This window comes from Limnospira fusiformis SAG 85.79 (assembly GCF_012516315.1).
GTDB classification, from domain to species: Bacteria; Cyanobacteriota; Cyanobacteriia; order Cyanobacteriales; family Microcoleaceae; genus Limnospira; species Limnospira fusiformis.
In genome coordinates, this window is record NZ_CP051185.1 from 3,871,119 (window position 1) to 3,897,104 (window position 25,986).

At 41.5% G+C, this 25,986-nt stretch carries 20 protein-coding genes; 15 read left to right on the top strand and 5 right to left on the bottom strand.

Annotation, left to right across the window (positions count from 1 at the left end):
* Positions 1-25: 25 nt before the first annotated feature.
* Positions 26-1,528, bottom strand: coding sequence for an MFS transporter (locus HFV01_RS18175; RefSeq protein WP_006620598.1), 1,503 nt, complete (start codon positions 1,526-1,528; stop codon positions 26-28).
* Between the two features lie 100 nt (positions 1,529-1,628).
* Positions 1,629-2,150 carry a hypothetical protein gene (locus tag HFV01_RS18180; RefSeq protein ID WP_006620600.1) on the bottom strand — a complete coding sequence of 174 codons (522 nt, stop codon included), beginning with the start codon at positions 2,148-2,150 and terminating at the stop codon, positions 1,629-1,631.
* 373 nt (positions 2,151-2,523) lie between these two features.
* On the opposite strand from HFV01_RS18180, the gene HFV01_RS18185 reads away from it, so the two are divergent.
* From HFV01_RS18185 to HFV01_RS18235, 11 genes are all read left to right on the top strand, one after another.
* Positions 2,524-3,870, top strand: a complete 1,347-nt coding sequence (locus tag HFV01_RS18185; protein ID WP_006620601.1) for a cytosine deaminase — start codon at positions 2,524-2,526, stop codon at positions 3,868-3,870.
* Between the two features lie 89 nt (positions 3,871-3,959).
* Positions 3,960-5,447, top strand: a complete 1,488-nt coding sequence (locus HFV01_RS18190; RefSeq protein ID WP_193520259.1) for a polysaccharide biosynthesis/export family protein — start codon at positions 3,960-3,962, stop codon at positions 5,445-5,447.
* 40 nt (positions 5,448-5,487) lie between these two features.
* The gene (locus HFV01_RS18195; protein WP_006669464.1) at positions 5,488-7,707 is read left to right on the top strand and encodes a GumC family protein; all 2,220 of its coding nucleotides are present in this window, start codon (positions 5,488-5,490) and stop codon (positions 7,705-7,707) included.
* Between the two features lie 183 nt (positions 7,708-7,890).
* On the top strand, positions 7,891-9,165 hold the full coding sequence (locus HFV01_RS18200) for an O-antigen ligase family protein (protein ID WP_006620605.1): 1,275 nt from the start codon (positions 7,891-7,893) through the stop codon (positions 9,163-9,165).
* A gap of 47 nt (positions 9,166-9,212) precedes the next feature.
* On the top strand, positions 9,213-10,103 hold the full coding sequence (locus HFV01_RS18205) for a DUF6492 family protein (RefSeq protein ID WP_006620606.1): 891 nt from the start codon (positions 9,213-9,215) through the stop codon (positions 10,101-10,103).
* A gap of 69 nt (positions 10,104-10,172) precedes the next feature.
* Positions 10,173-11,261 (top strand): Gfo/Idh/MocA family protein, encoded by a 1,089-nt coding sequence (locus tag HFV01_RS18210; protein ID WP_006620607.1) that lies wholly within the window; start codon positions 10,173-10,175, stop codon positions 11,259-11,261.
* Positions 11,258-12,283 (top strand): NAD-dependent epimerase/dehydratase family protein, encoded by a 1,026-nt coding sequence (locus HFV01_RS18215; RefSeq protein ID WP_006620608.1) that lies wholly within the window; start codon positions 11,258-11,260, stop codon positions 12,281-12,283. Before HFV01_RS18210 ends, HFV01_RS18215 begins: the two co-directional genes overlap by 4 nt.
* Before the next feature lie 55 nt (positions 12,284-12,338).
* The gene (locus HFV01_RS18220) at positions 12,339-13,625 is read left to right on the top strand and encodes a flippase (protein ID WP_008049492.1); all 1,287 of its coding nucleotides are present in this window, start codon (positions 12,339-12,341) and stop codon (positions 13,623-13,625) included.
* A 175-nt stretch (positions 13,626-13,800) separates the two neighbouring features.
* Entirely contained in the window at positions 13,801-14,634 is an 834-nt protein-coding gene (locus tag HFV01_RS18225) for a glycosyltransferase family 25 protein (RefSeq protein WP_228116509.1), read from the top strand.
* Between the two features lie 112 nt (positions 14,635-14,746).
* Positions 14,747-15,952 (top strand): glycosyltransferase family 4 protein, encoded by a 1,206-nt coding sequence (locus HFV01_RS18230; protein WP_006620611.1) that lies wholly within the window; start codon positions 14,747-14,749, stop codon positions 15,950-15,952.
* 160 nt (positions 15,953-16,112) lie between these two features.
* On the top strand, positions 16,113-17,039 hold the full coding sequence (locus HFV01_RS18235) for a glycosyltransferase family 2 protein (protein WP_006620612.1): 927 nt from the start codon (positions 16,113-16,115) through the stop codon (positions 17,037-17,039).
* 34 nt (positions 17,040-17,073) lie between these two features.
* On the opposite strand, the gene HFV01_RS18240 is transcribed toward HFV01_RS18235, so the two are convergent.
* Positions 17,074-18,651, bottom strand: coding sequence for an SDR family NAD(P)-dependent oxidoreductase (locus HFV01_RS18240; RefSeq protein WP_006669460.1), 1,578 nt, complete (start codon positions 18,649-18,651; stop codon positions 17,074-17,076).
* An 88-nt stretch (positions 18,652-18,739) separates the two neighbouring features.
* The gene (crtH, locus tag HFV01_RS18245; protein ID WP_006620615.1) at positions 18,740-20,281 is read right to left on the bottom strand and encodes a carotenoid isomerase; all 1,542 of its coding nucleotides are present in this window, start codon (positions 20,279-20,281) and stop codon (positions 18,740-18,742) included.
* A 336-nt stretch (positions 20,282-20,617) separates the two neighbouring features.
* On the opposite strand from crtH, the gene upp reads away from it, so the two are divergent.
* The 3 genes from upp (at position 20,618) to HFV01_RS18260 (ending at position 22,091) form a co-directional block, all read left to right on the top strand.
* Entirely contained in the window at positions 20,618-21,268 is a 651-nt protein-coding gene (upp, locus tag HFV01_RS18250) for a uracil phosphoribosyltransferase (protein ID WP_035759746.1), read from the top strand.
* A gap of 29 nt (positions 21,269-21,297) precedes the next feature.
* A complete protein-coding gene (locus tag HFV01_RS18255; protein ID WP_006620618.1) occupies positions 21,298-21,621 on the top strand; it encodes a ssl2009 family thylakoid membrane protein in 324 nt (107 codons plus the stop codon).
* A 191-nt stretch (positions 21,622-21,812) separates the two neighbouring features.
* A complete protein-coding gene (locus HFV01_RS18260) occupies positions 21,813-22,091 on the top strand; it encodes a YggT family protein (protein ID WP_006669458.1) in 279 nt (92 codons plus the stop codon).
* A 114-nt stretch (positions 22,092-22,205) separates the two neighbouring features.
* On the opposite strand, the gene HFV01_RS18265 is transcribed toward HFV01_RS18260, so the two are convergent.
* The gene (locus HFV01_RS18265; protein ID WP_193520260.1) at positions 22,206-22,610 is read right to left on the bottom strand and encodes a YidH family protein; all 405 of its coding nucleotides are present in this window, start codon (positions 22,608-22,610) and stop codon (positions 22,206-22,208) included.
* Positions 22,611-23,065: 455 nt separating this feature from the next.
* Between HFV01_RS18265 and HFV01_RS18270 the strand changes: the two genes are divergently transcribed.
* Positions 23,066-25,984, top strand: coding sequence for a calcium-translocating P-type ATPase, PMCA-type (locus tag HFV01_RS18270; RefSeq protein WP_006620622.1), 2,919 nt, complete (start codon positions 23,066-23,068; stop codon positions 25,982-25,984).
* Positions 25,985-25,986: the final 2 nt, after the last annotated feature.

The following is a 25,986-nucleotide window of genomic DNA, read 5'->3' on the forward strand; positions in this document are numbered from 1 at the left end:
TTAATAACCCGCCCCTATTTAGGAGTTATTTGGCGACAGGGATAATGTCTTCGTTGGCTTGTAATTCTTCTTGATGATGGTCAGCAAAAGACCCTTGAGGTTCCTTGAGGAAAAACCAACAGAGGAAAGCGACAATCATGCTAGTTACTCCTAACATCTCGAAGAAAATTCGGTTGCCGATATCACCTTCTGGAAATAGGCTAAATAGTGTTAGATAAACGACTGCACCCACATTTCCATAAGCCCCAACATTTCCGGCAATTTGTCCAGTAACACGGCGTTTAATGAGGGGAACGATCGCAAAAGATGAACCTTCCCCAGCTTGTACAAAGAATGAACAAGTCATGGTTAAAAGTACCGCCAAAGGTAGCCACCAACCACCATTAACTCGACCCATAATTAAATAAGCAAATGCCATTCCCGCAGTCAGAACCGCCATGGTATTTTTACGGCTACCTAATTTATCAGAAATTAGACCTCCACCGGGGCGAGACATTAGGTTCATGAAAGCATAACTAGCAGCTATCATTCCAGCGGCTGGTTTACTGAGTCCAAAAGTATTCTCAAAGAAAGCGGGAAGCATTGACACCACAGCTAATTCTGAGCCGAAGTTGACAAAATAGGTCAATTCCAAAATAGCAACTTGGGAAAAATTGTAACGGTCTGCGGGGGGATAGTGTTTGTGACCAAGGATTAGTTCTTTATTCGCTTCCCAGCAGTTATAACCTTGGAAAAGGTATAAACCGAATAAGGCTACCCAAACGATATAAAGTTGCGGTAAGGTCAAGAAACCTACTTTACTTAAACGCCAAGCTAGGATAGCCAAAACACCAACTAGGGGAATATTCATGAGCATCAAAAACCAGAAGTCTTTGGGGGTGGTCACTTCTAAACCTCTGGCGCGTTTGGGTTTTTGATAGACTTTTCCTGGGGGGGTATCTTGGACGTTAAAGAAGTAGAAAGCACCATAAGCAGCGGCGATAATTCCTGTTAATGCTACGGCTACTCGCCAGTTAATTACCCCCCCAGAACCGAAGGTTAAAATTGCTGCTAGAGTGGGTAAGCTAAAGGCAGCGGCGGCGGAACCAAAATTACCCCAACCGCCATAAATTCCCTCGGCTAAACCGATTTCTTTGGGGGGGAACCATTCGGCTACCATGCGGATACCAATTACAAATCCTGCACCCACTATGCTGAGGGCTAAACGGGAAATTACTAATTGATTAAAGTTTTGGGCTAAGGCAAATGCTGTACAGGGAATTGCTGCATAAATTAGCAGTAATGAGTAGGTGATTCTAGGACCGTATTTGTCTAGCAGCATCCCAATAATAATCCGGGCGGGAACTGTGAGGGCAACATTACAAATAGCGAGGGTACGAATTTGACTTATTTCTAAGCCCATATCGTCTTGAATAGCTGTGGCTAAAGGTGCAAAGTTGAACCAGACGACAAAGGAAAGAAAGAAGGCAAACCAGGTTAGGTGTAGGATTTTGTATCGGCCTTTTAAAGACCATAATTCGGTTAGCATTTTGATTAAATGGTGGGGTAAAACAACGGTGGAAATTGGCGGGGGTCAGGACTTGATGAATTGGTATAATTACTCAATCATCAAGGCAGGTAAGGGAATACTATTGGGCAACCCAAGGGTTGACTTGTAAAGTGCCACTGGGAGTCATGACTACGAGAAATTCAGCCTGGGGTTGGTTTTCGGTGGTGGCTTGACTTAATTGGAGAATGGGAGTCTGATTAAGATATTTGGCGGCGGCGAGGTTGATGGTTTTGTATTGGGCGATCGCACCTGTTTGATTGACTGAGACCTGATACACTAGGTTCTCGGTAAAGGTAGGGTACTGTTGCCAGTTTTGGTCAATTTGGGTGTATAATTGGGTGGTTAAATCAGCGATCGCATTCGGATCGGTGATGGGGGTTACGGTGGCCTCTAGTGTTGGGGTTTCTACGGTTTCTGGGACAATTTCGACAGCAGTTACAATGGTTTCGGCTTGGGGTTGCTGTTGTGCGTAGTGGTTGGATAGTAGTTGCTGCCAACTGTTAAGATAAAATCCTGAAAAGGCAATTAAGCCAATGACTGACACGATTTTCAGACCGACGGAAGAGGTTAACGAGTTGGGGGTAGTTTGAATGGATGTCATGGAGATTTTCTGATAGTAAAGTTGACTAGCACCGGACTACATTTCCCTAGCTTTATGAGCGATCGCCTCTTTATTTAATCATAACTTTTATGGATTGGGCTATATCAAAAATGAGGATAAGTACATCAAAACTAGCCCTAAGTTTATGATAATTGCATAAACAACAACCTAAATATGGGTGATTAGGGAATGATAACCGGAAATTAAACTACTCCTAAAGCTGCCGAAAATTTGAGCGATGACTTTAAGAATTAATCAGTAGGTTAAAGCTGAAAAATCAGTTAAAGTGTAGCTAATATTACAAAATCCTAAGTTTGATGAACTTTTTGCATATTAACAATGTTATTTTTGCATGATGGGGTAAATTGTAGTCATGATTAGTATTCCCAAAAGCGATCGCTACTGGCTAAAAAATGCCCATATTCCCTACTGTTTACTGGAAGTAAGCCAACCGGACTGGTTAAGCCAACAGACGCGGGAGGGGCTAATATTAATCGATGTGGAAATTACATCGGGGAAAATTAGCCAACTGCGACCCGCTGGAAATACAGACACGGCTGATATCCCCTGGGTAGACCTGCGGGGGGGACAGGTTTGGCCCTGTTTTGTGGACTTACACACCCATTTAGATAAGGGCCATATTTGGCAGCGATCGCCTAATCCCGACGGGACTTTTACCGGGGCGCTAAATACTGCTATTTCCGATAGTGAAAAATACTGGACCCCTGAAGATATCTATCAGCGGATGGAATTTGGTTTAAAATGTAGTTATGCCCATGGGACTCAGGCTATCCGCACCCATTTAGACTCAGCCGGAAAACTCACAGAAATTAGCTGGGAAGTATTGAACAGTCTGCGGGAAAAATGGTGCGATCGACTATTTTTGCAAGCTGTATCCCTGGTATCTCTGGATTATTACTTAACCCCCCAAGGAGAAAAACTAGCCGATAGAGTAGCAGAAATGGGCGGCATTTTAGGGGGTGTCGCTTATATTAACCGTGACCTTGATCAACAAATGGAGCGAGTATTTGACCTAGCCAAAGACCGGAATTTATCCTTAGATTTCCATGTCGATGAAAATGGCGATCCTGATTCTAATACCCTATATAAAATCGCCGAATATGCGGTTAAATCTCAATTTGAGAATCCCATAATTTGCGGACATTGTTGCAGTTTATCCGTCCAGAGTCCCGAAGTGATTAACCAGACCATTAATCTGCTTAAATCATCTAATATAGGGATTGTCAGCTTGCCCATGTGCAATTTATATCTGCAAGATAGACAATATTCTAACCATTCAAATACACCCAAAACCCCAAAATGGCGAGGGGTCACACTTCTGCATGAATTAAAACAAGCCGGAATCCCCGTAACAGTCGCGAGTGATAACTGTCGTGATCCCTTTTATGCTTTTGGAGATCATGACGTTTTAGAAGTCTTCAAAATGTCAGTCAGAATCGGCCATTTAGATCATCCATCAGGTGACTGGCCCCAAATCGTCACCAAAACCGCCGCCGATCTAATGGGATTATCAAATCTAGGAAGGCTGAAGGTAGGCATTTCCGCCAATCTCATCGCTTTTAAAGGCAGAAATTTCAGTGAATTACTATCGCGATCGCAGCATGATCGGGTTATCATCAGAAACGGTGCATCAGTATCAGCTTCTATCCCCGACTATTCTGAGTTAGACGACTTAATAACTAGCCACTTCACAGAATAGCCGTTACCATGAGGAAGAAACCCTCAGCCTTCAAGTCATTGTCAACTGTATATTCCATGTTTCATCTGTCAGTGTCTTGACTCTCACCTATGACTCAGCCATCATTTCCAGCTAATATAACTAATGCTGTCAAATCTCCCCAGGCGACAACCCTGATGAGTTGGGGGTTAATGTCCCTATTGATATGGCATAGCAGCACACCTATCAGCCTAGCGCAAACTCAACCTTCTATCCCCATCCCCACTATTACCCCCGCCTCAATTCGTGTTCCTGATGCCTATACCCTCGGTCCAGGAGATTTGCTAAGGGTAGATATTCTCGATGTTCCTGAGTACAGTGGCGAATACCTGATTTTGACTGATGGGACACTCAATCTGCCTCTAATCGGTCAAATTACCGTAGCTGGTTTATCAGTTTCTCAACTGACCGAGAAAATTTCCGCCGCCTATACTCCCTTTGTACAACAACCATTCCCCAGCGTGAGAATTATTACACCCCGTCCCATTAGCATTGCCGTTGGGGGGGAAGTACAAAGACCGGGAACATACATTCTCCCCCTTTCCACATCTAACACCGTTGAGCGACAATTTCAGTTCTATACAGTAACTCAGCTTCTCCAGCAGGCGGGTGGGATTACTCAATCAGCAGATATTACTCAGGTTAAGGTGCAGCGACAAGAACCCACCAGGCTAAATATTGTCGTCAACCTCAAGGAATTGTTGGAAAATGGAGATTTAAGTCAAGATCTGGTTTTGCGCGATCGCGATACAATTGTAGTACCCACCGCCGAAAGTCTTGATCCTGTCGCTATTCGACAGATTAATTCCGCTAATTTTGCCCCCGAGGAAGTCCCCCCTTTTCAAGTAGTTATCGTCGGGGAGGTATTTAATCCGGGAACCCATATTATGGGGGAAGGAATGGCGAATTTGCCGGAATTACCGACTATTACTCAAGCTATTCAAAGGGCGGGAGGTATTAAGCCTCAAGCTAACCTGCGTCGCATTCAATTACAAAGACTGACTCAGGCGGGTGAATTAAAGACTATAACTGTTGATTTGTGGCAATTACTGACCACTGGTGATGCTACTCAGGATATTAGTTTACAGCCGGGAGATTCTATTATAATTCCTACCGCTAGTGCCGTGCCTCCCGATGAGATTATTTCCCTCGCCAGTGCTAGTTTTTCACCCAGAACTATGATGGTTAATGTGGTGGGAGAAGTGACACAACCAGGGGCGCTGCAAGTACCGATTAATACAACCCTTAATCAAGCCATCTTAGTGGCGGGGGGGTTTAATCAGCGGCGGGCGAATACTGGCTCCGTGCAACTGCTGCGTTTGCATCCTGATGGTACCGTTTCCCGTCGTCAAATTTATATTGATTTTCAAGCCGGACTAAATGCACCAAATAATCCCGTTTTACAACGAGATGATGTGGTCGTCGTGAACCGTTCAACTTTAACTGAGGCTGCTGATACTTTTGAAGAGGTTTTAAGACCTGTGGGTGGTCTGATTGGTGTATCGGCTTTACTCAATATAATTCATGTTTTAACAGAGGATAGAGATAATAATAATTAAATTTATCAGATGGTGGTTTTGTATATAATAGGGAATGGTTATGGATTTTAGTAATATTGAACACCGAGAATCGATTGATTTGGATTTGGGTAGATATTTACAAACATTGAAACGCCGATGGTTTTGGCTGCTGGGGGTTTTTGTGCTGAGTGTATCTGGGGCTGTATATGCTACCCAATTTTTGACCCCAACTTATGAAAACTCTGGCAAAATTTTATTTAAGGTAGACCGTACTTCTTCTTTAGCTGGTATTGGTGAAGGGTTAGGGGAACTGAAAGCACTATTGGCGGATCAGACTCCTTTGAGTACCCAGATAGAATTAATGTATTCTAATCCTCTGTTAGAAACAGTGATTGAGCGCTTGAATTTAACTAATGAGGATGGTGAACCCGTGGCTCCAGAGGATATTAGACGCAATTTAGATATGAGAATTATCGGCGGCACGGATATTGTTCTGTTAACCTATCAAAGCCGAAATCCCCAAGAAGTTGCTGATGTTATTAATACCGTGATGGAGGTTTATATTGAGGCTAATGTGTCTAGCATTCGACAAGACGCTTCCGGCGCGAAAGAGTTTATTCAGGAACAGCTACCTAGGGTACAAAAGGAGTTGTTTCTGGCGGAAAAATCTATTCAAGATTTTAAGGAAAGAAATGAGATAGTAGACCTGGGAACGGAGTTTGCTATATCCGTACAAGAAATGGCGCAGTTAAATCGCAATATTACTACTTTAGAAGCTGAATTAAATGCGGTGCAATCTTTGGTTAATTCCTTGGGAAATCAAGTGGGTTTGAACTTGGAAGAAGCTATAGCCGTAAATACTTTAAGTCAGTCTCCGGTGGTGCGAGCAGCTTTACAAGAATTGGAGAATGTGGAGGGGGAATTAGCCCAGGAACAAAGACGTTTTCGAGATGAAAATCCCCGGATTATTTCTTTAAAGGGAAAGCGAGATAATCTGGAGAATTTGTTACAAAGAGAAATTCAAGTGTATTTGGGTAGTAGCAGACCCTTTTCTCGCGGGTTGCTCAGGGTTATGGATGTCAAAAATAACAAGATTGAAGAGTTTGTTAATGCGGAAATTCGGCGGCTGGATTTGACTAAGCAGCTTGACTCTCTCTATGAGGCGCGTGATGGTTTGGAAAGGAGAGCTAGGATCTTGCCACAATTAGAACAACAACAGCAGGAACTTGAGCGCAAAGCTGAGGTGGCTCGTCTGACTTATCGGACTTTACTACAAAATCTTGAGGAAGCACAAGTGGCAGCCAATAAGATTACCAATAATGCCAGAATTATCGAAACGGCTAACGTTCCAGATGAGGGAAAAACGGCAAAAGTACCGTTGTTGGCTTTGGGAGTAATGGGGGGATTAGTCGCCTCAACTACTTTATTGCTGTTGATGGAAATGGGAGATAAATCTCTGAGGACTGTGGCGGAAACTAGGGATTTATTTGGATATACTTTGTTGGGTATTATTCCTTCTTTTGCAGCGCCGCCTTTTTACCGCTATTTGACGGGAGGCGATCGCTCTTCTGTACAGGTTCCGGTGGTGGATACACCCGGTTCCTTAATTAGCGAAATTTATCGGATGATTCAGGCTAATTTGAAGTTTTTGGGTTCCGATCGCAAAGTGCGGGTAATTGTGGTAAGCAGTTCCGTACCACAGGAGGGAAAATCAACGGTTTCCGCTAATTTGGCGGCGGCGATCGCCCAGCTTGGACATCGGGTGATACTCATTGATGGGGATATGCGACAACCGATTCAACATCATATCTGGGGTTTAACTAATGCGGTGGGATTAAGTGATGTACTCGTGGAAGAGGCGACTCTTTCCGAAGCCGTGAAGCCGGGAATTGACCAACTCGATATTTTGACCGCTGGGGTGACACCACCCAATCCGTTAGCACTTTTGGATTCTCGACGCATGACTTCCTTAATTCGGAATTTTTCGGAGGAGTATGATTTTGTAATTATTGATACACCACCATTGTTATTAGCCGCCGATGCTTTAACTTTAGCTAATATGGCTAGTGGGGTGTTAATGGTCGCTAGACCCCGAATTCTTGACCGCGATAGCGCTAAAGCCGCTAAGGAAATATTAGGGCGATCGGGTCAGCGGATCTTGGGGACGGTGATCAATGGGATTAGCAAGAATGAGTCCACTAAGTATTTCTATCATGCTCAACGCTATTTCCCTCTCCAAAAATCCCATCGGCGCGATCGCTCCGCACCCCCGAAAATATCTTCTAGGAGTTCTTCTTAGATATCAAACTATCCCTATACCAGGTTAATTAAGCCTGGAGACTCCCTGACAGCAACAACTTTACCAAAACTTTACATAATCTACATTAATTTTTACATTTCTCTCTTGGTTTCACTGATAAAAATGCTATGATGCACAACAGGTTAACGGGTGTAGATTTAGACCAAAAACATCAATATTTTAATGGACAAATACTTAAAATATTTGGAATCTAGTTTTACGGTTTTTGCGATTATTCATTATAGCGCTAACTGGTTGCCTCTGATTTTATCTGGCGGCGCAAGCGAGGGTGATGGTACAGATATCAATTCCTTTGATTTTCGATTAAATGTGCTGGTGTTTCTGCTGACTTATTTGGTTTCGGTAGCTTTACTATTGCTACGGTGGAAAAAGTGCTTAATTTCTGTTAAAAGAGGTCCGGTTATCTGGGTGATGATTTTGATTGCGATCGCCTCCTATTTTTGGTCAGATTTTCCGGCTCGTACCCTCAGAAGTTGTATTGGCTTAATAGGGACTACACTGTTTGGTGTTTACTTAGGTAGTCGTTATACCATCAGAGAACAACTTAAACTTTTGGCTATTTCCTATGGAATTATTGCCGTCCTTAGCGTGGTTTTGGCGATCGCTTTACCTCGTTATGGCATCGAACAAGCCGTTCACTATGGGGCTTGGCGAGGCATATATAACCATAAAAATCTTTTAGGAAGAGCCATGACATTAGGTGGTATAGTATTAATATTATCACCCGGTCTTTTTGACCAGGCAAAGCGCTGGATGGCTTACATGGCGATCGCTATTGCTTGTTTGCTATTAGTCATGGCAAAATCATCAAGTTCCCTAATTAACTTTACAATTTTATTGACCAGTGTCATAGCCTATCGGGTGCTGCGATTTCGGTATATTTTACTGATTCCTTCATTTCTAGCCCTTGTCACTTTGGGCGCTACTATATTTTATATCTATACAGAGATGGCCGATGAATTATTAGGATTAATTGGCAAAGATCCAACCCTTACTGGTCGCACAGAACTGTGGGTGTGGGCTAGAGAGATGATTGACAAGCGCCCCTATTTAGGATATGGTTATACGGCATTTTGGCAGGGATTAGATAGTGCCTCAGCTTATATTATTAGAGCTGCAAGGTGGCCGGTTCCTTATTCCCATAATGGAATACTCGATATGTGGTTAGACATAGGCTTATTAGGCGTTGTTACTTACTTTTCGGGGTTTGGAATTAACTTGTTAAGGTCGGTTTTTATCGCAAGATTTAGTGTCGGAATAGAATATTTATGGCCCTTAATATTTCTGACTTATTTAGTCTTAACTAATGCAACTGAAGGAGGTATAATTTCTCAAAACAGTATATTTTGGGTATTATATACAGCCCTATCCATTTCAATTATGGAACCTATGGAAAAACCCAAACCATCTCATCCTGAATTTGATGGCTCAAGATGATCAAAACTACTCCCCAATTTGAATTAATTTAAATACCAATTAAAATTATGAACATCACGTCTCAACCCTCTGGATCAGAATACAGCTTTTGTTTGGTTACACCGAGTTATGCACCGGACTTTGAGAGATGCCAATTTTTGTGTTCTACAGTTGATAAGTTCATACCTTCGTCAACAAAGCATTATATTATTGTTGATCGAAAAGATTTATCAATATTTAAGTCACTCCCAAATAATCGCACAGAAATTTTAGTTGTTGAAGAGGTGATTCCTGGATGGATCAAAAGGATACCTTTTGTCAAAAATGGTTGGTTTAGCTTTAAAAGTCTTCCCATTCGTAACTGGCTGCTTCAGCAAATTATTAAGCTGTCAGCGGCACAATTTGTGTCTGAAGATATTTTGATGTTTGTGGATTCAGATGTTGCCTTTGTGCGTCCTTTAAATCCACAAGAACGATTTGTTAAAGATGGAAAAATTCGCTTTTATCGAGAGCCTAATTCAATTCCTCGCTCTTGGGAGTCTCATTATAGTTGGTATGAAACTGCTAGTAAATTACTGATTACCCCTATGGTTGATTTTCCGGCTCCTAATTATATTGGTGACTTGATTACCTGGAAAAAGGATAATGTTTTAAAATTATATGAACACCTAGAAAAAGTGTCTAGACGTTCTTGGGTGGAAACCATATCTAATACTTGGAATTTATCTGAGTATATCCTCTATGGAATGTTTTGTGATTATATTATAGACCATGAAGCCAATCATTATATTGATGAAACATACCCCGGTTTACGCTATTTTGGTACAGAAAATTTATCAGAACAACAAATCAAGGATTTTTTATCTGAAATTGAGCCTGATTATGTAACGGTTATGATTTCAGCCAAAGCTGGTATTCCGATTAAACGCTATCAAAAATTACTGGAAAACATGAATTAGTGTAACAATCAAGCCAACGTTTTTTGAGGCTTTTTATAGCACAATTTCAAGGCTTTCAACTATTTTTATATGATGAAACTAATTGTAATGGATAAAGACAATCAACAACCCAAGTTAAAAGCAGCCGTTATTGGTACCGGGTTGATTTCTAAAGAACATCTCAGTTTTTTGTCTAACTCGGAAAGGGCTCATTTGGTGGGAGTTTGTGATATTTCCCAGGCTGCTGCTAACTATGCCGTTCAAAGATTCGGTGCTGAAGCTGCTTATACAGATTATCATCAAATGCTGGAGCAAGCCAAGCCGGATGTTGTGCATATTTTGACACCGCCTCAAATCCATAAAAAAATGTCTATGGATTGTCTGAGTGCCGGGGCTCATGTGATTTGTGAAAAGCCAATCACTCCCACTTATGATGAGTTTAAAGAACTATGGGATTTTGCTCAAAAATGCGATCGCCATTTAATCGAAAATCAAAATTATCGCTTCAATCAGCCAATTCTAGCACTGCAAAAGCTAGTGGAAGATGGAACCCTAGGAACCATCGGCGAAGTAGAAGTCCGCATGGCATTAGATATCCGTAGTGGTGGACGATACGCAGACGAAAATCTACCCAGTCCAGTCCATAAACTTCCGGGGGGTGTGATTCATGACTTTATTACCCACTTGTGTTATCTTGCCTTATTATTTATGCCAACTTTTGATTACGTCAAAGCCGGATGGAATAATCATGGTGGTGGTAATTTATTTAAGTATGATGATTTAGATGCACTGATTTTTTCCGGTCATCAACATACTCGCATACGGTTTAGTGCTTACACTCAACCCGACTGTTTTTCCGTCACAGTTCGCGGTTCCTTGGGTTATGCAGAAGTTGATTTATTTCAACCATTTGTTCGCTGTGTAGTCCCTCGTGCTGTTGGTAAGCAGTTTTCTCCTTTGGCTAATCAGTTTGCTAATGGTTGGACTTTCATGAATGCCAGCTTTACTAACTTTCGTCGGAAACTCTTACAAAAGACTCCATATGAAGGTTTACATAGTTTATTAGAGCAGACTTATCAAGCCTTACAAGAAGATAAACCGCTACCAATTAGCTTTGAAGATATGGATAAAACCAGTCGTTTAGTTAACGCATTAATTGCGGAGGAGAATCATCTATGAAATTGTTTATCACTGGCGCATCTGGATTTTTAGGACAGTATATTGTGGCGGAAGCCTTGGGACGGGGACACCAAGTAAAAGCCGTACTTCGTCCCCAAACTGATGAGACTAAATTCTCTTGGTTTAATCATCCTAATTTGGCAATTGTCCGCCTAGATTTAAGGCAATCATCAGGCTTGGTAGAAAGTCTGCAATCTGTGGATGCTGTCATTCATTTAGCCGCCTCTAAGTCTGGGGATTTTTACACCCAATTTGCTGGCACAGTCATAGCCACCGAAAATATGTTAATTGCTATGAAAAAAACCGGGATTTCTAAGCTCATAGCCATTAGTAGCTTTTCAGTTTATGATTATGTCAAAATGCGATCGCATCAAATTTTAGACGAAGATTCTCCCATCGAAGCTGACCCCTTAAATCGTGACGAATACGCTCAAACCAAGCTAATTCAAGAACAACTTTATCGAGATTTTGAGCGATATGGTGGACAAGTTTCTATTATTCGTCCGGGGATGATTTACGGTCGAGATTATCTTTGGAATGCTTGCTTAGGCGCTGAAATAGGGGATAGTGCCTGGTTAAGAATAGGGGGTAATGCAATTATGCCTTTAACCTATGTAGAAAACTGTGCAGAAGCCATTGTTATTGCCGCCGAGACAGAAGCAGCCTGTGGACAAACCTTAAATATTGTCGATGACAATTTACCTACTCAAAATGTCTATGCCAAAAAACTCATAGAAACCATGGATAAAGTCCCGAAAATATATTTTATCAACTGGTTTTTTATGGGATTAATTGCCAATATGGCTTGGCTGTTTAACCGTCTATTTATTGAGAGTAAAGCTCGTTTACCAGGTATTTTAGTACCCGCCAAACTTCAGGCTCGTTTTAAGCCACTGCGGTATACTAATCAGAAGGCTAAACAGATTTTGAACTGGCAGCCTACCTATTCTCTAGATCAAGCCTTTCAACGTTCCTCTGGTACTGAAGATTTATTAGCAGTTTATGCACCAAAATCAAGTTAGTATAGAGTTCAAATAATTTGAGTAGCTGTTCCAGACATAAATCAGGTAAAAATGTATGTCATATTTTACTAATTTGCAAGAACGAATTAAGAAAATCACACAAAAGTCATTAGTCCAAAATACTTTATGGATGTTTTTGGGTAAAGTTATAAGTATTTTTATGCAAGCTACATACTTTATATTGATTGCTAGATATCTGGGTTCTGAAAATTTTGGTATGTTCATGGGAGTAACAGCACTAGCCTCGATCGCTGTTCCATTTGGAACATTAGGTAGTGCAGATATTTTAATCAGAAATGTTTCAAGAAATAAAATTTTATTTAAAAAATACTGGGGTGATGCTATTTTAACAACTTTTTTTTGTAGTTTAGTCGTCATTTGTTTATCATTTTTAATAGGCAAATCCATTTTGCCAAAATTTATTCCTAACGTCCTGATTGTATCTATACTTGTTTCTGATATTTTAGGATTGTCTATTTGGAATCTATGTTGTGGAGCTTTTTTGGGGGTTAATCGGCATAAAAACACTGCTCAATTACATATTTTTTATAACTTTTTCAAAGTTTTATCTGCTATAGCTTTGGTTATATTGTTTGATAAACCTAATGCTATAAATTGGTCTTTTTTATATGTTTTGGGGACGATGATAACGGCAGTTTTTTCGTTCTTTTTTGTTTGTTTAAATCTGGGTTTTCCTCAATTAGAATTATCCCAGATAAAGCACAATATTTTCCAAGGTATATACTTTTCTCTAGACAGATCTGCTGCTAATATAAATTCCAGTATTGATAGAACAATGTTAAGCAGTCTTTCAACTCTAAGTGTAACTGGTATCTATTCTGCTGCTTATCGATTGATAGAAGTTGGCTATATACCAATTTTAGTAATATTTAGTTCCACATACACCAGATTTTTTGAAGAAGGTGCTTTGGGTATTAGTAATGCTTTTAAATTTGCCAAACGTTTGATTCCGGTTATCTCCACATATGGTATTTTTTTTGTTATTGGTTGTATATTTTTTGCGCCATTTATACCTTATATTTTGGGAGAAAGCTATATAGATTCAGTGCCAGTATTATACTGGTTAGCTCCCATGCCACTAATTATTGGTATGCAATTAATTGCAGCAGATACTCTTACCGGCTCTGGATATCAAAAGTTACGGGGATTGGTTCAAATTATGGCAGCTTTAATTAATATTAGTTTAAATTATTTTTTAATTCCCATATTTTCATGGAGGGGTGCAGCTTGGGCTACCTTAACTACAGATTCTTTGATTCTCCTGTGCTACTGGGGTTTACTCTGGCGACTGAATTATAAAAATTTAAAAAATTCTAGTTAACTTATTGTTTGATAATAAGCTGGTGCGTATTGATAAGTATCATAATGTGGCAACAATGGTAGCGCTTGCAACTTAATTGATTAACTACCTTAGTTAGCTGTTATTGAGCAAAATTTGATTGACATTAACATGAAAATGATGTAGTATGTTGATGAAATTCAAAAGAGAACGAAATATGAACATATCAGATTTTTTTGACAAAATTTATGTGATCAACTTACCTGAAAGGGTTGATAGAAGACGTGAAATGGAGAAAGAAATCAAGAGTATAGGATTAAATTTTAATTCTGAAAAAGTCAAAATTTTTCCAGCCATCAAGCCCACCGAAAAATTAGCTTTTCCGAGCATTGGTGTGTTAGGATGTTACCTTAGTCATTTAGAAATTATTAAAATTGCTAAAACAGACAAACTTAGTCATATATTAGTCATGGAAGATGATCTAGCAATTTCTAGTAGATTTTGTTCTGTACAAACACAATTACTTGATGAACTTAGTCAAGTAAATTGGGATCTATTATTTCTAGGATATTTGGCTTATAATAAATTAAAGCTATCAGACTATTATAATTTTTACGACCCCGATATATCAACAACTTGGACTCACTTAAAAAAAGCTAATTATCCAACATTAGGTACACATTTTTATGCTGTTAATCATACAGCTTATGATTCTTTGATATTATTTTTAGAAGAACTGTTGAAAAAACGTTTTCAAACTTGTTTTTTTGAAAAAGATCCTAATTTTGATGACCTGGATGGAGCCTATATTGATACGGCATATTATCTATTCCGAAAGCAAAATCCTGAAATTGTATCTTTAATTGTATGTCCGTCTCTTGGGTGGCAACGGAGTAGCCCCAGTGATATTAGTCCTAGGATGATCAGCAGTTCTTTAGATAAAGTTGTATTGATCAAGCCATTGGTAAGTTTTCTAAGGTTAATCAAATTAAAATTAAAGAAGACTTTAGATTATCTAAAGCCCGAGTTATTTGATTGGTGGGATATTTAATTGGTGCGAAATAATGGTGACTCAGACTAAAAGTAAATTCATCGTTTATATTCAGTCAATTTTTTCCAATAAACTGTATTAGTTAACTACCACATATTTGGTATATCAAAAAATGACTTTAAAATCATCATCTATGCACTTAATTGCTTTAGAAAATGAACCCTCATCAACTCTTGGCGGTCAAGAGTTAAATCTACTGGAAATTTGTCAAAGCCTGGCTAATCGTGGACATCAGGTTAGTTTGGTTTACACCAAAGAAGGAGACCTCCTACAAACCTATGGCCAATTCTGCCAAGATTTAATTCCGGTCAAACGCTACCAAGCTAACCGCAAAAATCCCCTTGATATGGTCAAATTTGCTGTGGATTTTTTTAATGATATTTCTCCAATCAAAACAACTTTAGATTCCATGATTTTGTCTAATGAGTTTAGTTCTGTATTTTGGGGCTATGGCTTATCAACTATCAAAAAAATTCCTTTACTCTCTTATTTGCAACTACCAGGAAACTCTTTGAGATTCAAGTGGCGACCCGGATTGTCAGGGGTGGATAAATTTATAGCTGTTTCTCAAGCAACTAAAGACAGATGGGTTGATTTTTGTGGTATTGATCATCAGAAAATTGATGTGGTTTATAATGGTATTGACCCGCCAAAATTTAGTCCCCACTCCGTTGATAATCATCAGCAATTATCCCTCCGTCGTGATTTCAAGATCTTAGGAAACAGGCGAGTTTTTTCGTGTCTGGGGAGACTCAACCCTAATAAAGGAATAGAAGTCCTGATTAAAGCCTTTGCATTACTGGCCAATCATCAACCAGATATTTGTTTATTAATTGCTGGAAATGTTATTTTGGAACCTAAAAAAGATTCACCAGAAGCGCGTATTAACTATCTTAAATTTTTAAAAGATATGGTGGATGAACTAGGGATTAAAGAATTAGTCCAGTTTATGGGTCATGTTCCCAATACACCGGATCTTGATCGGGTTAGTGATGTTACGATTGTTCCTAGTATTTGGCCTGATCCTTGTCCGAGGGTGGTTTTAGAATCTTTATCAACTGGTACGCCTGTTGTCGGTAGTAGAGTCGCGGGAATACCTGAAATGATGACAGGTGAATTAAGCCGTTATCTGGTTGAACCTGGTTCTCCTGAACAATTAGCAGAAGTTCTTAACCAGGTTGCTAATTGGCGAGATGATGACCCGGAACTTGACCAGCGTTGTCGTGATCATGTACTGGATAATTTTAGTCCTAAAGTTATGATTGATCAAATGGAGATGGTCTTATTGAGAACGATTAATCAATACTATCAACATTAATGATTTTGATTTTTGTTTGATGGTTAAAATTATCAATAAAAAACCAAGAATCAATCATTAATTAAATAAGATTTCATCTCATTTAATTGATTCCCTCCCAATTTAATGTTAAACTTTGATGGTTCAAGTAATTAGACTCGAGTTTTAATGAGGTAAAAATATGTTTATATCAATTTGCGTAGCCACCTATAAGCGATCGGATGATTTAAAGAGATTGCTAAACAGTTTAGAAAAGCTCACTTTTCATCAAATTAATGAACCCGAAATAGAGATTGTCATTGTTGATAATGATGCTTCGGGTTCTGCCCAAATTATTATTGATGAAGTCGCTCCTAGTTTTAAGTACCCTTTACGCTATGATATCGAAACTCAAACGGGAGTTTCTTATGCTCGTAACCGAACGATTATCAACTCATCTGATCTGGCAGATTTTATTGCTATTATTGATGATGATGAGATGGCTGATGAAAACTGGTTAGAAAATCTTTTAATTGTTCAGGAAAAATATGAAGCAGATGTGGTAACAGGACCAGTTATCCCTTACTTTGAGAATAGTGTTGACGTACCTGATTGGATTGAAAAAGGTCAATTTTTAGAGCCGAGGCGCTATCCAACTGGATCGGTTATGGATGTTGCTTATACAGGTAATGTTTTGGTTCGCAGCCAACTTGTAAAGCAACTAGAAACAGTTTTTGATGAACGTTTGGCCATGCAAGGTTCAGAGGACACACATTTATTTATGCGACTTTATAAGCAAGGGGCAAAAATAGTGTGGGCTGATGAAGCCATTGTGCGTGAGCGGATTCCTGAATCTCGAATGAGTTTGATGTGGTTGTTAGAGCGAAGTTACTGGGGATGGAGCTCGAGAAGCTTATTTGAAAGAGAGTTGTATCCTTCTCTTTATCTTCAAGGTATCCGTTTTCTCAAAGGATGTGTTTTAATTATGATTGGCTTAGTATCTATTCCGATCGCTTTGTTACAGGGTCAATATGCCGTGAACAGGGCTTTACTGTCCATCTGGCGTGGGGCTGGAACTATCTCTGGCTTGCTCGGAATTATGGGAAGTGGGTGGAAAAAAGCCAATTAATATAGGATTCGTAACCAGACCCAGAGCGATCGCCTTAATTAGACAAAGATAGTGGCTGATCATAAATTGGGCTATATCCCGGCAAAATTTTGACAGTATCTTGGGCAACTCTTAAAGTCAAAGACAGACGCACCTTCCCACTGCTATTGTAAACCGAACGATGGATAACTTGGTCAGTAAATAAAACAAATTCTCCCGCCTGCAAAACCACCGGAATCACTTGGTTTTTCACGGAATTAGGAACCTTGTAGAAATGATTACCGCTGAAAGGGTCAGTAATTTGCCGGGGACAATTTTCTGCCTCAGTTTTGGGGATATATTCAAAGCCATTTCTGGCGGTCACTTCTGTTAAAGCAATATAGATATTAATAGTTTTGCCTTCCCCAGACAATAATTTTGGGTAAATATCTCTATGCCAAAATGGGATTAATTGACGGGAGGGATAATTAACCCATAATTCCGAACGCCATAGCCGCAGATTATCCCCTAAATGTTTTCTGATAATCGCCAACAAGTTTTCATCTTTACACAACTGCAATAATTGCGGGGAATCTAAATGTCTTTCCATGTAAAACTGTCGTTTATAACATTGCACGAACAGCAACATAATTGAGCCAAATTGTAGTTTAAATAAGGCAGTTAGTGCCGATATCAATAAAACTTTAATCGGTGGCTTAGGTAAGACTTCCTTAAAAATATGTTGGCGAATTGTAGCGATTTCCTCCGGGGTTAAATTTAAGCTATAGGGTCCCCAAACTTCATCAGTACCATCATAATTAATTATCTGGGTTCCCACAGGTTTATTACCACCAGTCCAGTCTAAACTTTGTTCCCACAATTGTTGACATAACTGATTATTTAAAGCCAAGGGAGGCAAAGGAATTTCCTTCCCTTTAGGGTCAAAAAACTTACCTGTGATTAATTCACAGTCGGGAGAAGTAGCACAGAATAAGCTACTATAACAGCCTTTTTTGGGGCTAATTCCGATACCAAAAAACTTACTCAAACGATGACCGATGGTAATATTAGATTGGACAAAACCGGGATGCACAGCATTAACAGTGACATGGCTTGATTGTTGATAAAGTTGTCTGGTTAACAGTAATAAACAGAGTTTAGATTGATTATATAATTCGATAAAGTTGAAGGGGGTAGATTTTACAAATAGATCCCATTTAATTGTCGTGGGTTTTAAGGCGAGATCTGAAGATACCATAACCACTCGACTAGGGGCAGATTCTTGTAATTTATCCCAGAGTAAGTAAGTCAGCAAAAAATGTCCCAAATAGTTAGTTCCCCAAATCAACTCAAATCCTTCTGGGGTGACACCGTGACCGTTGAATATTCCGGCGTTATTGATTAAAATATTTAGGGGTAAGTTTTTGGCTAAAAACAGTTCAACACATTGACGAACTGACTCCAGAGAAGCCAGATTTAAGGGCAAATATTCGATGTTAGGGTTGCCAGTTTTTTGAGAGATATAAGCAATGGCTTTGGTGGCTTTGCTGTGGGAACGACAAGCAATAAAGACATGATAGCCTAATTTAGCCAAACCCACGGATGTCATTAACCCGACACCGGAGTTGCCACCCGTAACAATACAGACTTGCATAAATTTGGAATTTTTAGTAATATCAGCAGGTGAAAATAGGGGAGGGGAGCGATTTCCTCCCACTAAATTATCGAATTAAATTGGGGTTTTAGCCTAACTTTAAATCTACGGCAATGCGGTGGGCACAGGCGAACCCAGAAAAGGCGACAGCATTTAATCCCTGACCAGGAAAGGTGCTATCTCCGACACAATACAGACCGGGAATAGCAGTGCGGTTAAAAGGCATTCCTAGGAGTCCCCGCAGTTGGCGGCTAGGAATAGGTCCATAGGTTCCGTCATCCCGGTTAAGAAAACGACGGTGCGATCGCGCTGTTCCCACTTCCATATAATCCAAACCCGCATCTAAACCGGGAAAAATCTTTTCGAGACGGTCTACAATTCCCCAGGCTGCCTCCTCTTTTTTTTGTTCATATTCTGTGGGTGGTAAATCTTCCCAATTATCAATCCAACTCGGGGTAAAAGCATGGATGATATGATAGCCTTGCGGGGCCAAATCCTGGTCAAGGAGGGTCGGAATCGAGACAAAAATCGTCCCTTCTGGCTCCTCCATTTTTTGCCAATCTTGAACTATGATGTGGTGACAGTCGGTTTCTGGTGTTAAAACCGAGGCTTCTACCCCCAAATGTAAGCTGAGAAAACTCGGCGATTTCTGATAGCGTTTGCGCCATTTTCGCTCAGAAGGCGGCATCATTGTTTCAGGGATTAGTTTCCCAAAGGTATCCCAGCGGGTAGCATTGGAAACTATACGGCGAGCGCGGTAAACTGTACCGTTAGTGAGTTCGACCCCCACAGCTTGCCCATTTTCAATTAAAATCTGTTTCACCCTGGCTTTGTATTTAATCGTTCCTCCGGCTTTCTGTAAGCCTTCAGCCAGTTTTTGGGCGATTTGACCTACTCCCCCCTTGGGGTAGTTGATCCCACCGTAGTGGCGGTCAGAAAAGACCATCCCAGCGTTAATCATGGGAGTTAAGTCAGCGGGAACCACAGACCAGCAGTAACACTCAATATCAATAAATTTGAGTAATTCCGGGTTGCTGATGTGTCGTTTAGCGACTTCGCCCACATTTTTGGGTAGGTATTGGACCAGTCCCAGACAAGCGCCTGGGTTTTGGAAGAAAACCCGCATCAGATAACGGGGTTCCTCCAGGGACAGGAGTTCCATGGCGTTCAAGCAGTTAAACACCTGCCAACATTCGTCATAAAACTTACGAATTCCGTCTCGTTCGTCGGGGAACTTTTCCCCTAGTTCTTGCAAAAATTTCTCATAATCTCGGTGAACCCTAACTTGGAGTTCCCCAGGTAGGTGGTAGTGAATTTGAACTGGGTCGGGGATAGTTTCTAATTTGACGTTAACAGCTTCTAGAGCCCGGGTGAGCAGGTTAGTTGTGCCTTGGTCACCAAATCCAAAAATCATTGATGCTCCGACATCAAATCGATATCCCTCTCGCTCAAAGTAACCAGAACTACCACCGGGGATGATGTAACTTTCTAGGACAAGTACATTCGCGCCTTTGGCTGCCAGTTGGGTGGCAGTGACTAAGCCTCCAATACCGGAACCGATGACAATTACATCAAAGTTTTGAGTCGGTCGGGGTTCATCAGCAAAGGACTGGTGGGTAATAACAGGCATCGGATCAACTCTCTTCCAGAATTTCCTGACTCTACAGTGTAACGCCTCACCATGCTTGTATAACGTTCACAAGCGACATTTCTGGGGGCAAAATCATGATAATGCCTCTCCCACAGCCATTTTCACAAGAAATGCGGGAACGGTTTTTTCATCAACCGCCCCCGTCTGCCGATCCTTTGATTTGAGAGGAGAACACTGAGAATCTACTTTAGACTTGTTAAAAATAATTGTCAATAAGTTTGTAACATTTCTTAAAACTATGCGGGGGTAGTCTGACTGGGTAGCTGGGGGAGTATGATGGAAGGGAAAAGCCGAATTTGGTTGACTATCCCCCTAATGACTCTGCAACTGCGCGTTTACGTCCCCCCCCATCCCCTAATTAAGCATTGGTTGGCGATCGCCCGTGATGTCTCAACTCCGCCGGCCCTATTCCGCAGCGCTATGACGGAACTGGGACGGTGGCTAACCTACGAAGCGACTCGCGATTGGTTCACCACGGTGGAAACTACGGTACAAACTCCCCTGTGTGAATGTCCAGCTACTTATATCAACCCAGAAGCGCCGATGGTGGTTATACCCATTCTGCGGGCGGGATTAGCCCTTATGGAAGGTATCCAAAGCGTGGTGCCGTTAACGTCGGTGTATCACCTGGGAATGGTCCGCGATGAGGAAACCCTACAGGTGAGTTGCTATCTCAATAAACTTCCTGATAGCTTTGACCCTCAAACCCGGTTAATCGTTAGTGAACCGATGCTGGCTACTGGGGGAACCATTATGGCGACTATGGCTGAACTGACCAAGCGCGGTATTGATCCGGGGTTGATGCGAATTATCTCCGTGATAGCCGCCCCCCAAGCCTTACAGTCCCTTAGCCAAGAGTATCCTAGTCTACAAGTTTATACGGCTATTATTGATCAGGGTCTCGATGAGCGAGGTTTTATTGTTCCGGGGTTGGGAGATGCGGGCGATCGCACTTTTGGAACTTGAATTTTTGATGATGAGGTGAATCTAAAACTATGGCTAATCGAGAAGGCTTTACCAGCGGACTGATATTAGGGGCTACTTTAGGGGGTATCGTGGGTGGTGTGTTGGGGGTTGTCCTCTCCTCGCGACTATCTGCGGATAACTCCGAAAGCTCTAATTCCCTAGGAGACAATAAGCGCAACCGCAATAAAGGCGATCGCCTAACCCCCGAAAATGTGGAAACAGCGCGTTTGAACCTAGAAGACAAAATTTCTCAACTCAATCAGGCGATCGATGATGTACGCCATCAACTTGGGGGAGTGAATGGGACTATCTCTGCTGAGGTTCACGACTCACCCTCAGCCGAAGATATTTAGCATCAACTAGCGCCCAAAGTATGATATAATTAGCTGCTAGAGTTTACTCTTTCATAAACCCCAGTTAAAAGTCAATCATACTAAATCACTCTCAGGGAAACCGTCGAACCCGCCCAGACTTTAGGTAGTTGACTATTCCCAGACCCTTGAGGTCTCACCATAAGCCATTTCCCAGTTATCGGAGATATTGCATGAGTTCACCATTGTTTCTACTTGCTAATACAGTTGCACAATTCCTGAACATTTACATGGTTCTAATTTTTATTAGAATCCTGCTGAGTTGGTTCCCCAATGTGAATTTATACGATGGTCCTTTATCGGTTATTAGCCAACTAACTGACCCTTATCTTAATATTTTCCGTTCATTTATTCCCCCCTTGGGTGGCATTGACTTGTCCCCCATTATTGCCATTTTCCTGCTTCAGTTTGTGGCTCAAATTGTGCCGCGTTTACTGTACAGCCTAGCCTAAAGTTCCACACATCTGTAATCTGCCGGCATTTGTAGTGTTGTGGTTAACCAACTAACTACAAATGCACAGGCTTCGCCCTTAGTTATATCAGCACAAATTCAGGGTAAAGAGTGGTTATGAACCCAGCATAATTCCCAAGAATGCCACCACCCCTAAAATCGCCAAAATCACAGCCACAGTCAGCGCTTGAGATATTCTAGGAGTGTATAAATAATCATCTCTACAGATGCGTTTTAGTTCTTGGCGATGGTCAATCGAAGCCGCTATTAGTGCTAGAGTTCCCAAGGCGATAAACGAAAGACCGAGGAAGCGAGACAGACGCAGAGGGTTGACGTAATTATCCCCCGTTTCTTCGTAGATAACCGTCACAATTTGGTCAATACCAAAGCCAAAGCCTATCAGTGATAAACAGGTACGAATCCACGCCATTAAAGTCCGTTCCGAAGCGGCGCGGTTGCGTTCTTTCGCCAACTCATTATTCAGATTTTTAGGCTGCGGGTTAGGGTCAATTGAGGTCATACTTCCGAGAAAATCAAAGTAGATAATATACCATACATGATGGGAACCCCCAACGGCATTGTTGAGGAGATATTTACACAGTAATATGCTTTATTTTGAATACATTTAATGATAGGGAGGCGGCTAGTTGCGAAGTCTCACTAATTTATGTTAAAATGAGTGGATTTTGTCGCGGTGGGTCAGGCTGGTTGAGACTAAAAATCCGGGAAAATGGTTCCCCAATCTGAGGGGAAAGTGGTATAGTTAAAATTGAAGCCGGAGTCAATATATGTAATCAGTTAAGTATTTTAGCTGATGAAGTTCACAGACGATCGCAATTTAATCGGGTTCCCATTTGTGCCAAGCGGAAGACATAAGCCGATATTTGACTAGGCTGATGCCAATATAACACGCTTATTTTAGAATAACACAATCTGATTTTTATCAGTATAGATGCTAATATAGGAGCCTCGCCGATGACCATAACCCAGGACCAGCGCCAAGACATCCATCACTTAAAAGGATTAACTCCCCCAGAGGTAGAGACAAGTCGCCAAACTCACGGAAGTAATATCATGACTCCCCCACCAAGGGAAGCAGCTTGGCGGCAATTTTTGGGAAAGTTTGATGATCCGGTGATTCGGATTTTGATTATGGCGGCGGCGATCGCCATTAGTTTAGGAATAGTTAATGGCAATTATGTAGAAGGAATTGGTATTATTGTAGCGATCGCCTTAGCCACTACCCTAGCTTTCTTAAACGAGTATAAAGCCAATCAAGAATTTGATATTCTCAACCGGATGAATGATGAAGTCCCCATCAAAGTAATCCGAGATCATAGTTTTACCACCATTCCCAAAAAAGATATAGTAGTCGGTGATATTGTGATCATCGAATTGGGGGACGAAATCCCCGCCGATGGTCAATTAATTGAATCGGTTTCGCTGCGGGTAAATGAAGCCAGCTTAACCGGAGAATCGGAAGCCGTCAAAAAGTTAGGAACATCACAATTAGAAGCCAGTGGCGAACTTCCAGATAGCGCCTATCCTCCCGATCGCTTATTACGAGGAACAGTAGTTACAGACGGTCATGGCACCTTTGAAGTGACCGCTGTTGGCGATAGTACAGAAATCGGTCAAACCGCGCAATTAGTGTGCGAAATCACCAATATAGACACCCCCCTAAAACAGCAATTAGACCGCCTCAGTCGCTTAATTGGAGTCCTAGGGTTAGCCATTGCCGTTTTAATTGATATAGCCTTAGTGGTGCGCGGTATCCTCACCGGAAACCTTAACCTGAGTCTAGGACAGTGGTATATAGTCGCCCTAGCTGCTACCAGTTTAATCATTACCCTAGTTAGGGTATGGTTACCCATTGTTTATGATGGTTTAGAAATCTCAGGTTATGAGGCGACTGTGCCAGAATGGTTAGAAGATGATCACGCCATTGGCTGGGTGAAATCAACTTTAATAGGTTTGTTAGTTTTTGGGGTGGGAATTGCGATCGGTTATGGAGGCAATTTTATTCCCGATAATGTTAGTGATTGGATTCCCGCATCAGCCGCCACTGAGTTTGTCACCTACTTTATGATTGCGGTGGCGGTGATTGTGGTCGCTGTCCCGGAAGGTCTGGCGCTAAGTGTCACCCTCAGCCTCGCCTATAGCATGAGGAAAATGACCAAACAAAATAACCTCGTGCGAAGGATGCACGCCTGCGAAACCATTGGCGCGGCTACGGTTATTTGTTCTGATAAAACCGGAACTTTAACCATGAATAAAATGCAGGTACAAGAGATAAATTTCCCCAGTTTCAGCCACGATATTCCCAGTGATTTATTAACCGAAGCCATAGCCGCCAACAGTACCGCCAACTTAGAACAACATGAGAACCAAAAATCTAAGGCGATCGGGAATCCCACGGAGGCGGCGCTGTTGTTATGGTTAGAACAAAATCAGATTGATTATCTCTCCGAACGCAATAGGTTTGAGATTAAACAACAACTAGCTTTTACCCCCGATCGCAAATATATGGCGACCCTGGGAATATCAGCTATCAATAATCAGGAGATAATGCACATCAAAGGCGCTCCCGATATTGTCCTAGGTCATTGTTCCTCCTATTTGTCGGAAAAGGGCGTAATTACCCTCACCCCAGAAACCAGAAGATTGATTTCTCAGGAGTTAAAAAACTGCGATGCGGGAGGAATGCGAACCCTGGGATTTGCTTATATCCCTCAACCCCAACTCGAAGGGGATGATTTGAATGTAGACGATCGCCAAGATGTAGTATGGTTAGGATTTGTGGCGATCGCCGATCCGGTACGTCCAGAAGTTACCGAAGCCGTCCGCCAATGTCGCCAAGCCGGAATTGATATTAAAATGATTACCGGCGATAGTCTGCTAACCGCCGCCCAAATTGGTAGTCAAATTGGGATTATCGATGAAAACGACACCAGCGAGGCTTATATTACCGGAAGCCAACTCCGAGACATGGATGATGAACTCGCCAGCAAAACCCTCAAAAAAGTGCGGGTAATAGGTCGCGCTCGTCCTCAAGATAAACAGCGCATCGTCCAGCTATTACAGGCTCAAGGAGAGGTGGTAGCCGTTACCGGAGACGGAACCAATGATGCGGCGGCTCTCAATCAAGCCCAAGTCGGTTTAGCCATGGGTAGCGGCACTTTTGTGGCCAAAGAAGCCAGCGATATTATCCTGTTAGATGACTCTTTTCGGAGTGTCAAACAGGCAGTTTTATGGGGGCGATCGCTCTATCAAAACATCCAAAAATTCATCTTGTTTCAACTCACAATTAATGTGGTCGCCTGCATTATTGCGCTGTTAGGACCTTTTATCGGCATTAACCTACCCTTTACCGTAATTCAGCTTTTGTGGGTAAACCTAATTATGGATACCTTCGCCGCCCTCGCCTTAGCCACAGAACCCCCGACCGAAAGGGTGATGGAAGTACCACCCAGAAACCCGGAAGACTTTATTATCTCCCCAGCCATGTCGTCGTCAATCTTTACTGTGGGGGCAGTATTTTTAGTGATTCTGGTCGGTTTTCTACTGTATATCCAATCTGATCATCAGGTAACAGCCTATGAACTCTCACTATTTTTCACCAGTTTTGTGATGCTGCAATTCTGGAATTTATTTAATGCCAAATGCTTCGGTTCCAAGGATTCGGTCTTATCCCAACTCTGGCAAAATCCTAGTTTTTTGGCGATCGCCGGAGTCATTTTCATCGGACAAATTCTGATTGTTCAATTTGGCGGCAGCATTTTCCGAACTGTTCCCCTGTGTCTGACAGACTGGTTATGGATTATAGGCGGAACCTCCCTCGTCCTGTGGATTGGTGAATCAAATCGGGCGATCGTCCGCTGGAGAAAAGGTTAATC

Coding starts and splice junctions, on each gene's coding strand:
- crtH (WP_006620615.1), bottom strand. CDS start 20,281: ATGCCTGTTATTACCCACCAGTCCTTTGCTGATGAACCCCGACCGACT.
- HFV01_RS18235 (WP_006620612.1), top strand. CDS start 16,113: ATGTTTATATCAATTTGCGTAGCCACCTATAAGCGATCGGATGATTTA.
- HFV01_RS18240 (WP_006669460.1), bottom strand. CDS start 18,651: ATGCAAGTCTGTATTGTTACGGGTGGCAACTCCGGTGTCGGGTTAATG.
- HFV01_RS18220 (WP_008049492.1), top strand. CDS start 12,339: ATGTCATATTTTACTAATTTGCAAGAACGAATTAAGAAAATCACACAA.
- HFV01_RS18230 (WP_006620611.1), top strand. CDS start 14,747: ATGACTTTAAAATCATCATCTATGCACTTAATTGCTTTAGAAAATGAA.
- HFV01_RS18185 (WP_006620601.1), top strand. CDS start 2,524: ATGATTAGTATTCCCAAAAGCGATCGCTACTGGCTAAAAAATGCCCAT.
- HFV01_RS18175 (WP_006620598.1), bottom strand. CDS start 1,528: ATGCTAACCGAATTATGGTCTTTAAAAGGCCGATACAAAATCCTACAC.
- HFV01_RS18180 (WP_006620600.1), bottom strand. CDS start 2,150: ATGACATCCATTCAAACTACCCCCAACTCGTTAACCTCTTCCGTCGGT.
- HFV01_RS18255 (WP_006620618.1), top strand. CDS start 21,298: ATGGCTAATCGAGAAGGCTTTACCAGCGGACTGATATTAGGGGCTACT.
- HFV01_RS18200 (WP_006620605.1), top strand. CDS start 7,891: ATGGACAAATACTTAAAATATTTGGAATCTAGTTTTACGGTTTTTGCG.
- HFV01_RS18190 (WP_193520259.1), top strand. CDS start 3,960: ATGACTCAGCCATCATTTCCAGCTAATATAACTAATGCTGTCAAATCT.
- HFV01_RS18265 (WP_193520260.1), bottom strand. CDS start 22,610: ATGACCTCAATTGACCCTAACCCGCAGCCTAAAAATCTGAATAATGAG.
- HFV01_RS18260 (WP_006669458.1), top strand. CDS start 21,813: ATGAGTTCACCATTGTTTCTACTTGCTAATACAGTTGCACAATTCCTG.
- HFV01_RS18210 (WP_006620607.1), top strand. CDS start 10,173: ATGATGAAACTAATTGTAATGGATAAAGACAATCAACAACCCAAGTTA.
- HFV01_RS18270 (WP_006620622.1), top strand. CDS start 23,066: ATGACCATAACCCAGGACCAGCGCCAAGACATCCATCACTTAAAAGGA.
- upp (WP_035759746.1), top strand. CDS start 20,618: ATGACTCTGCAACTGCGCGTTTACGTCCCCCCCCATCCCCTAATTAAG.
- HFV01_RS18215 (WP_006620608.1), top strand. CDS start 11,258: ATGAAATTGTTTATCACTGGCGCATCTGGATTTTTAGGACAGTATATT.
- HFV01_RS18225 (WP_228116509.1), top strand. CDS start 13,801: ATGAACATATCAGATTTTTTTGACAAAATTTATGTGATCAACTTACCT.
- HFV01_RS18205 (WP_006620606.1), top strand. CDS start 9,213: ATGAACATCACGTCTCAACCCTCTGGATCAGAATACAGCTTTTGTTTG.
- HFV01_RS18195 (WP_006669464.1), top strand. CDS start 5,488: ATGGATTTTAGTAATATTGAACACCGAGAATCGATTGATTTGGATTTG.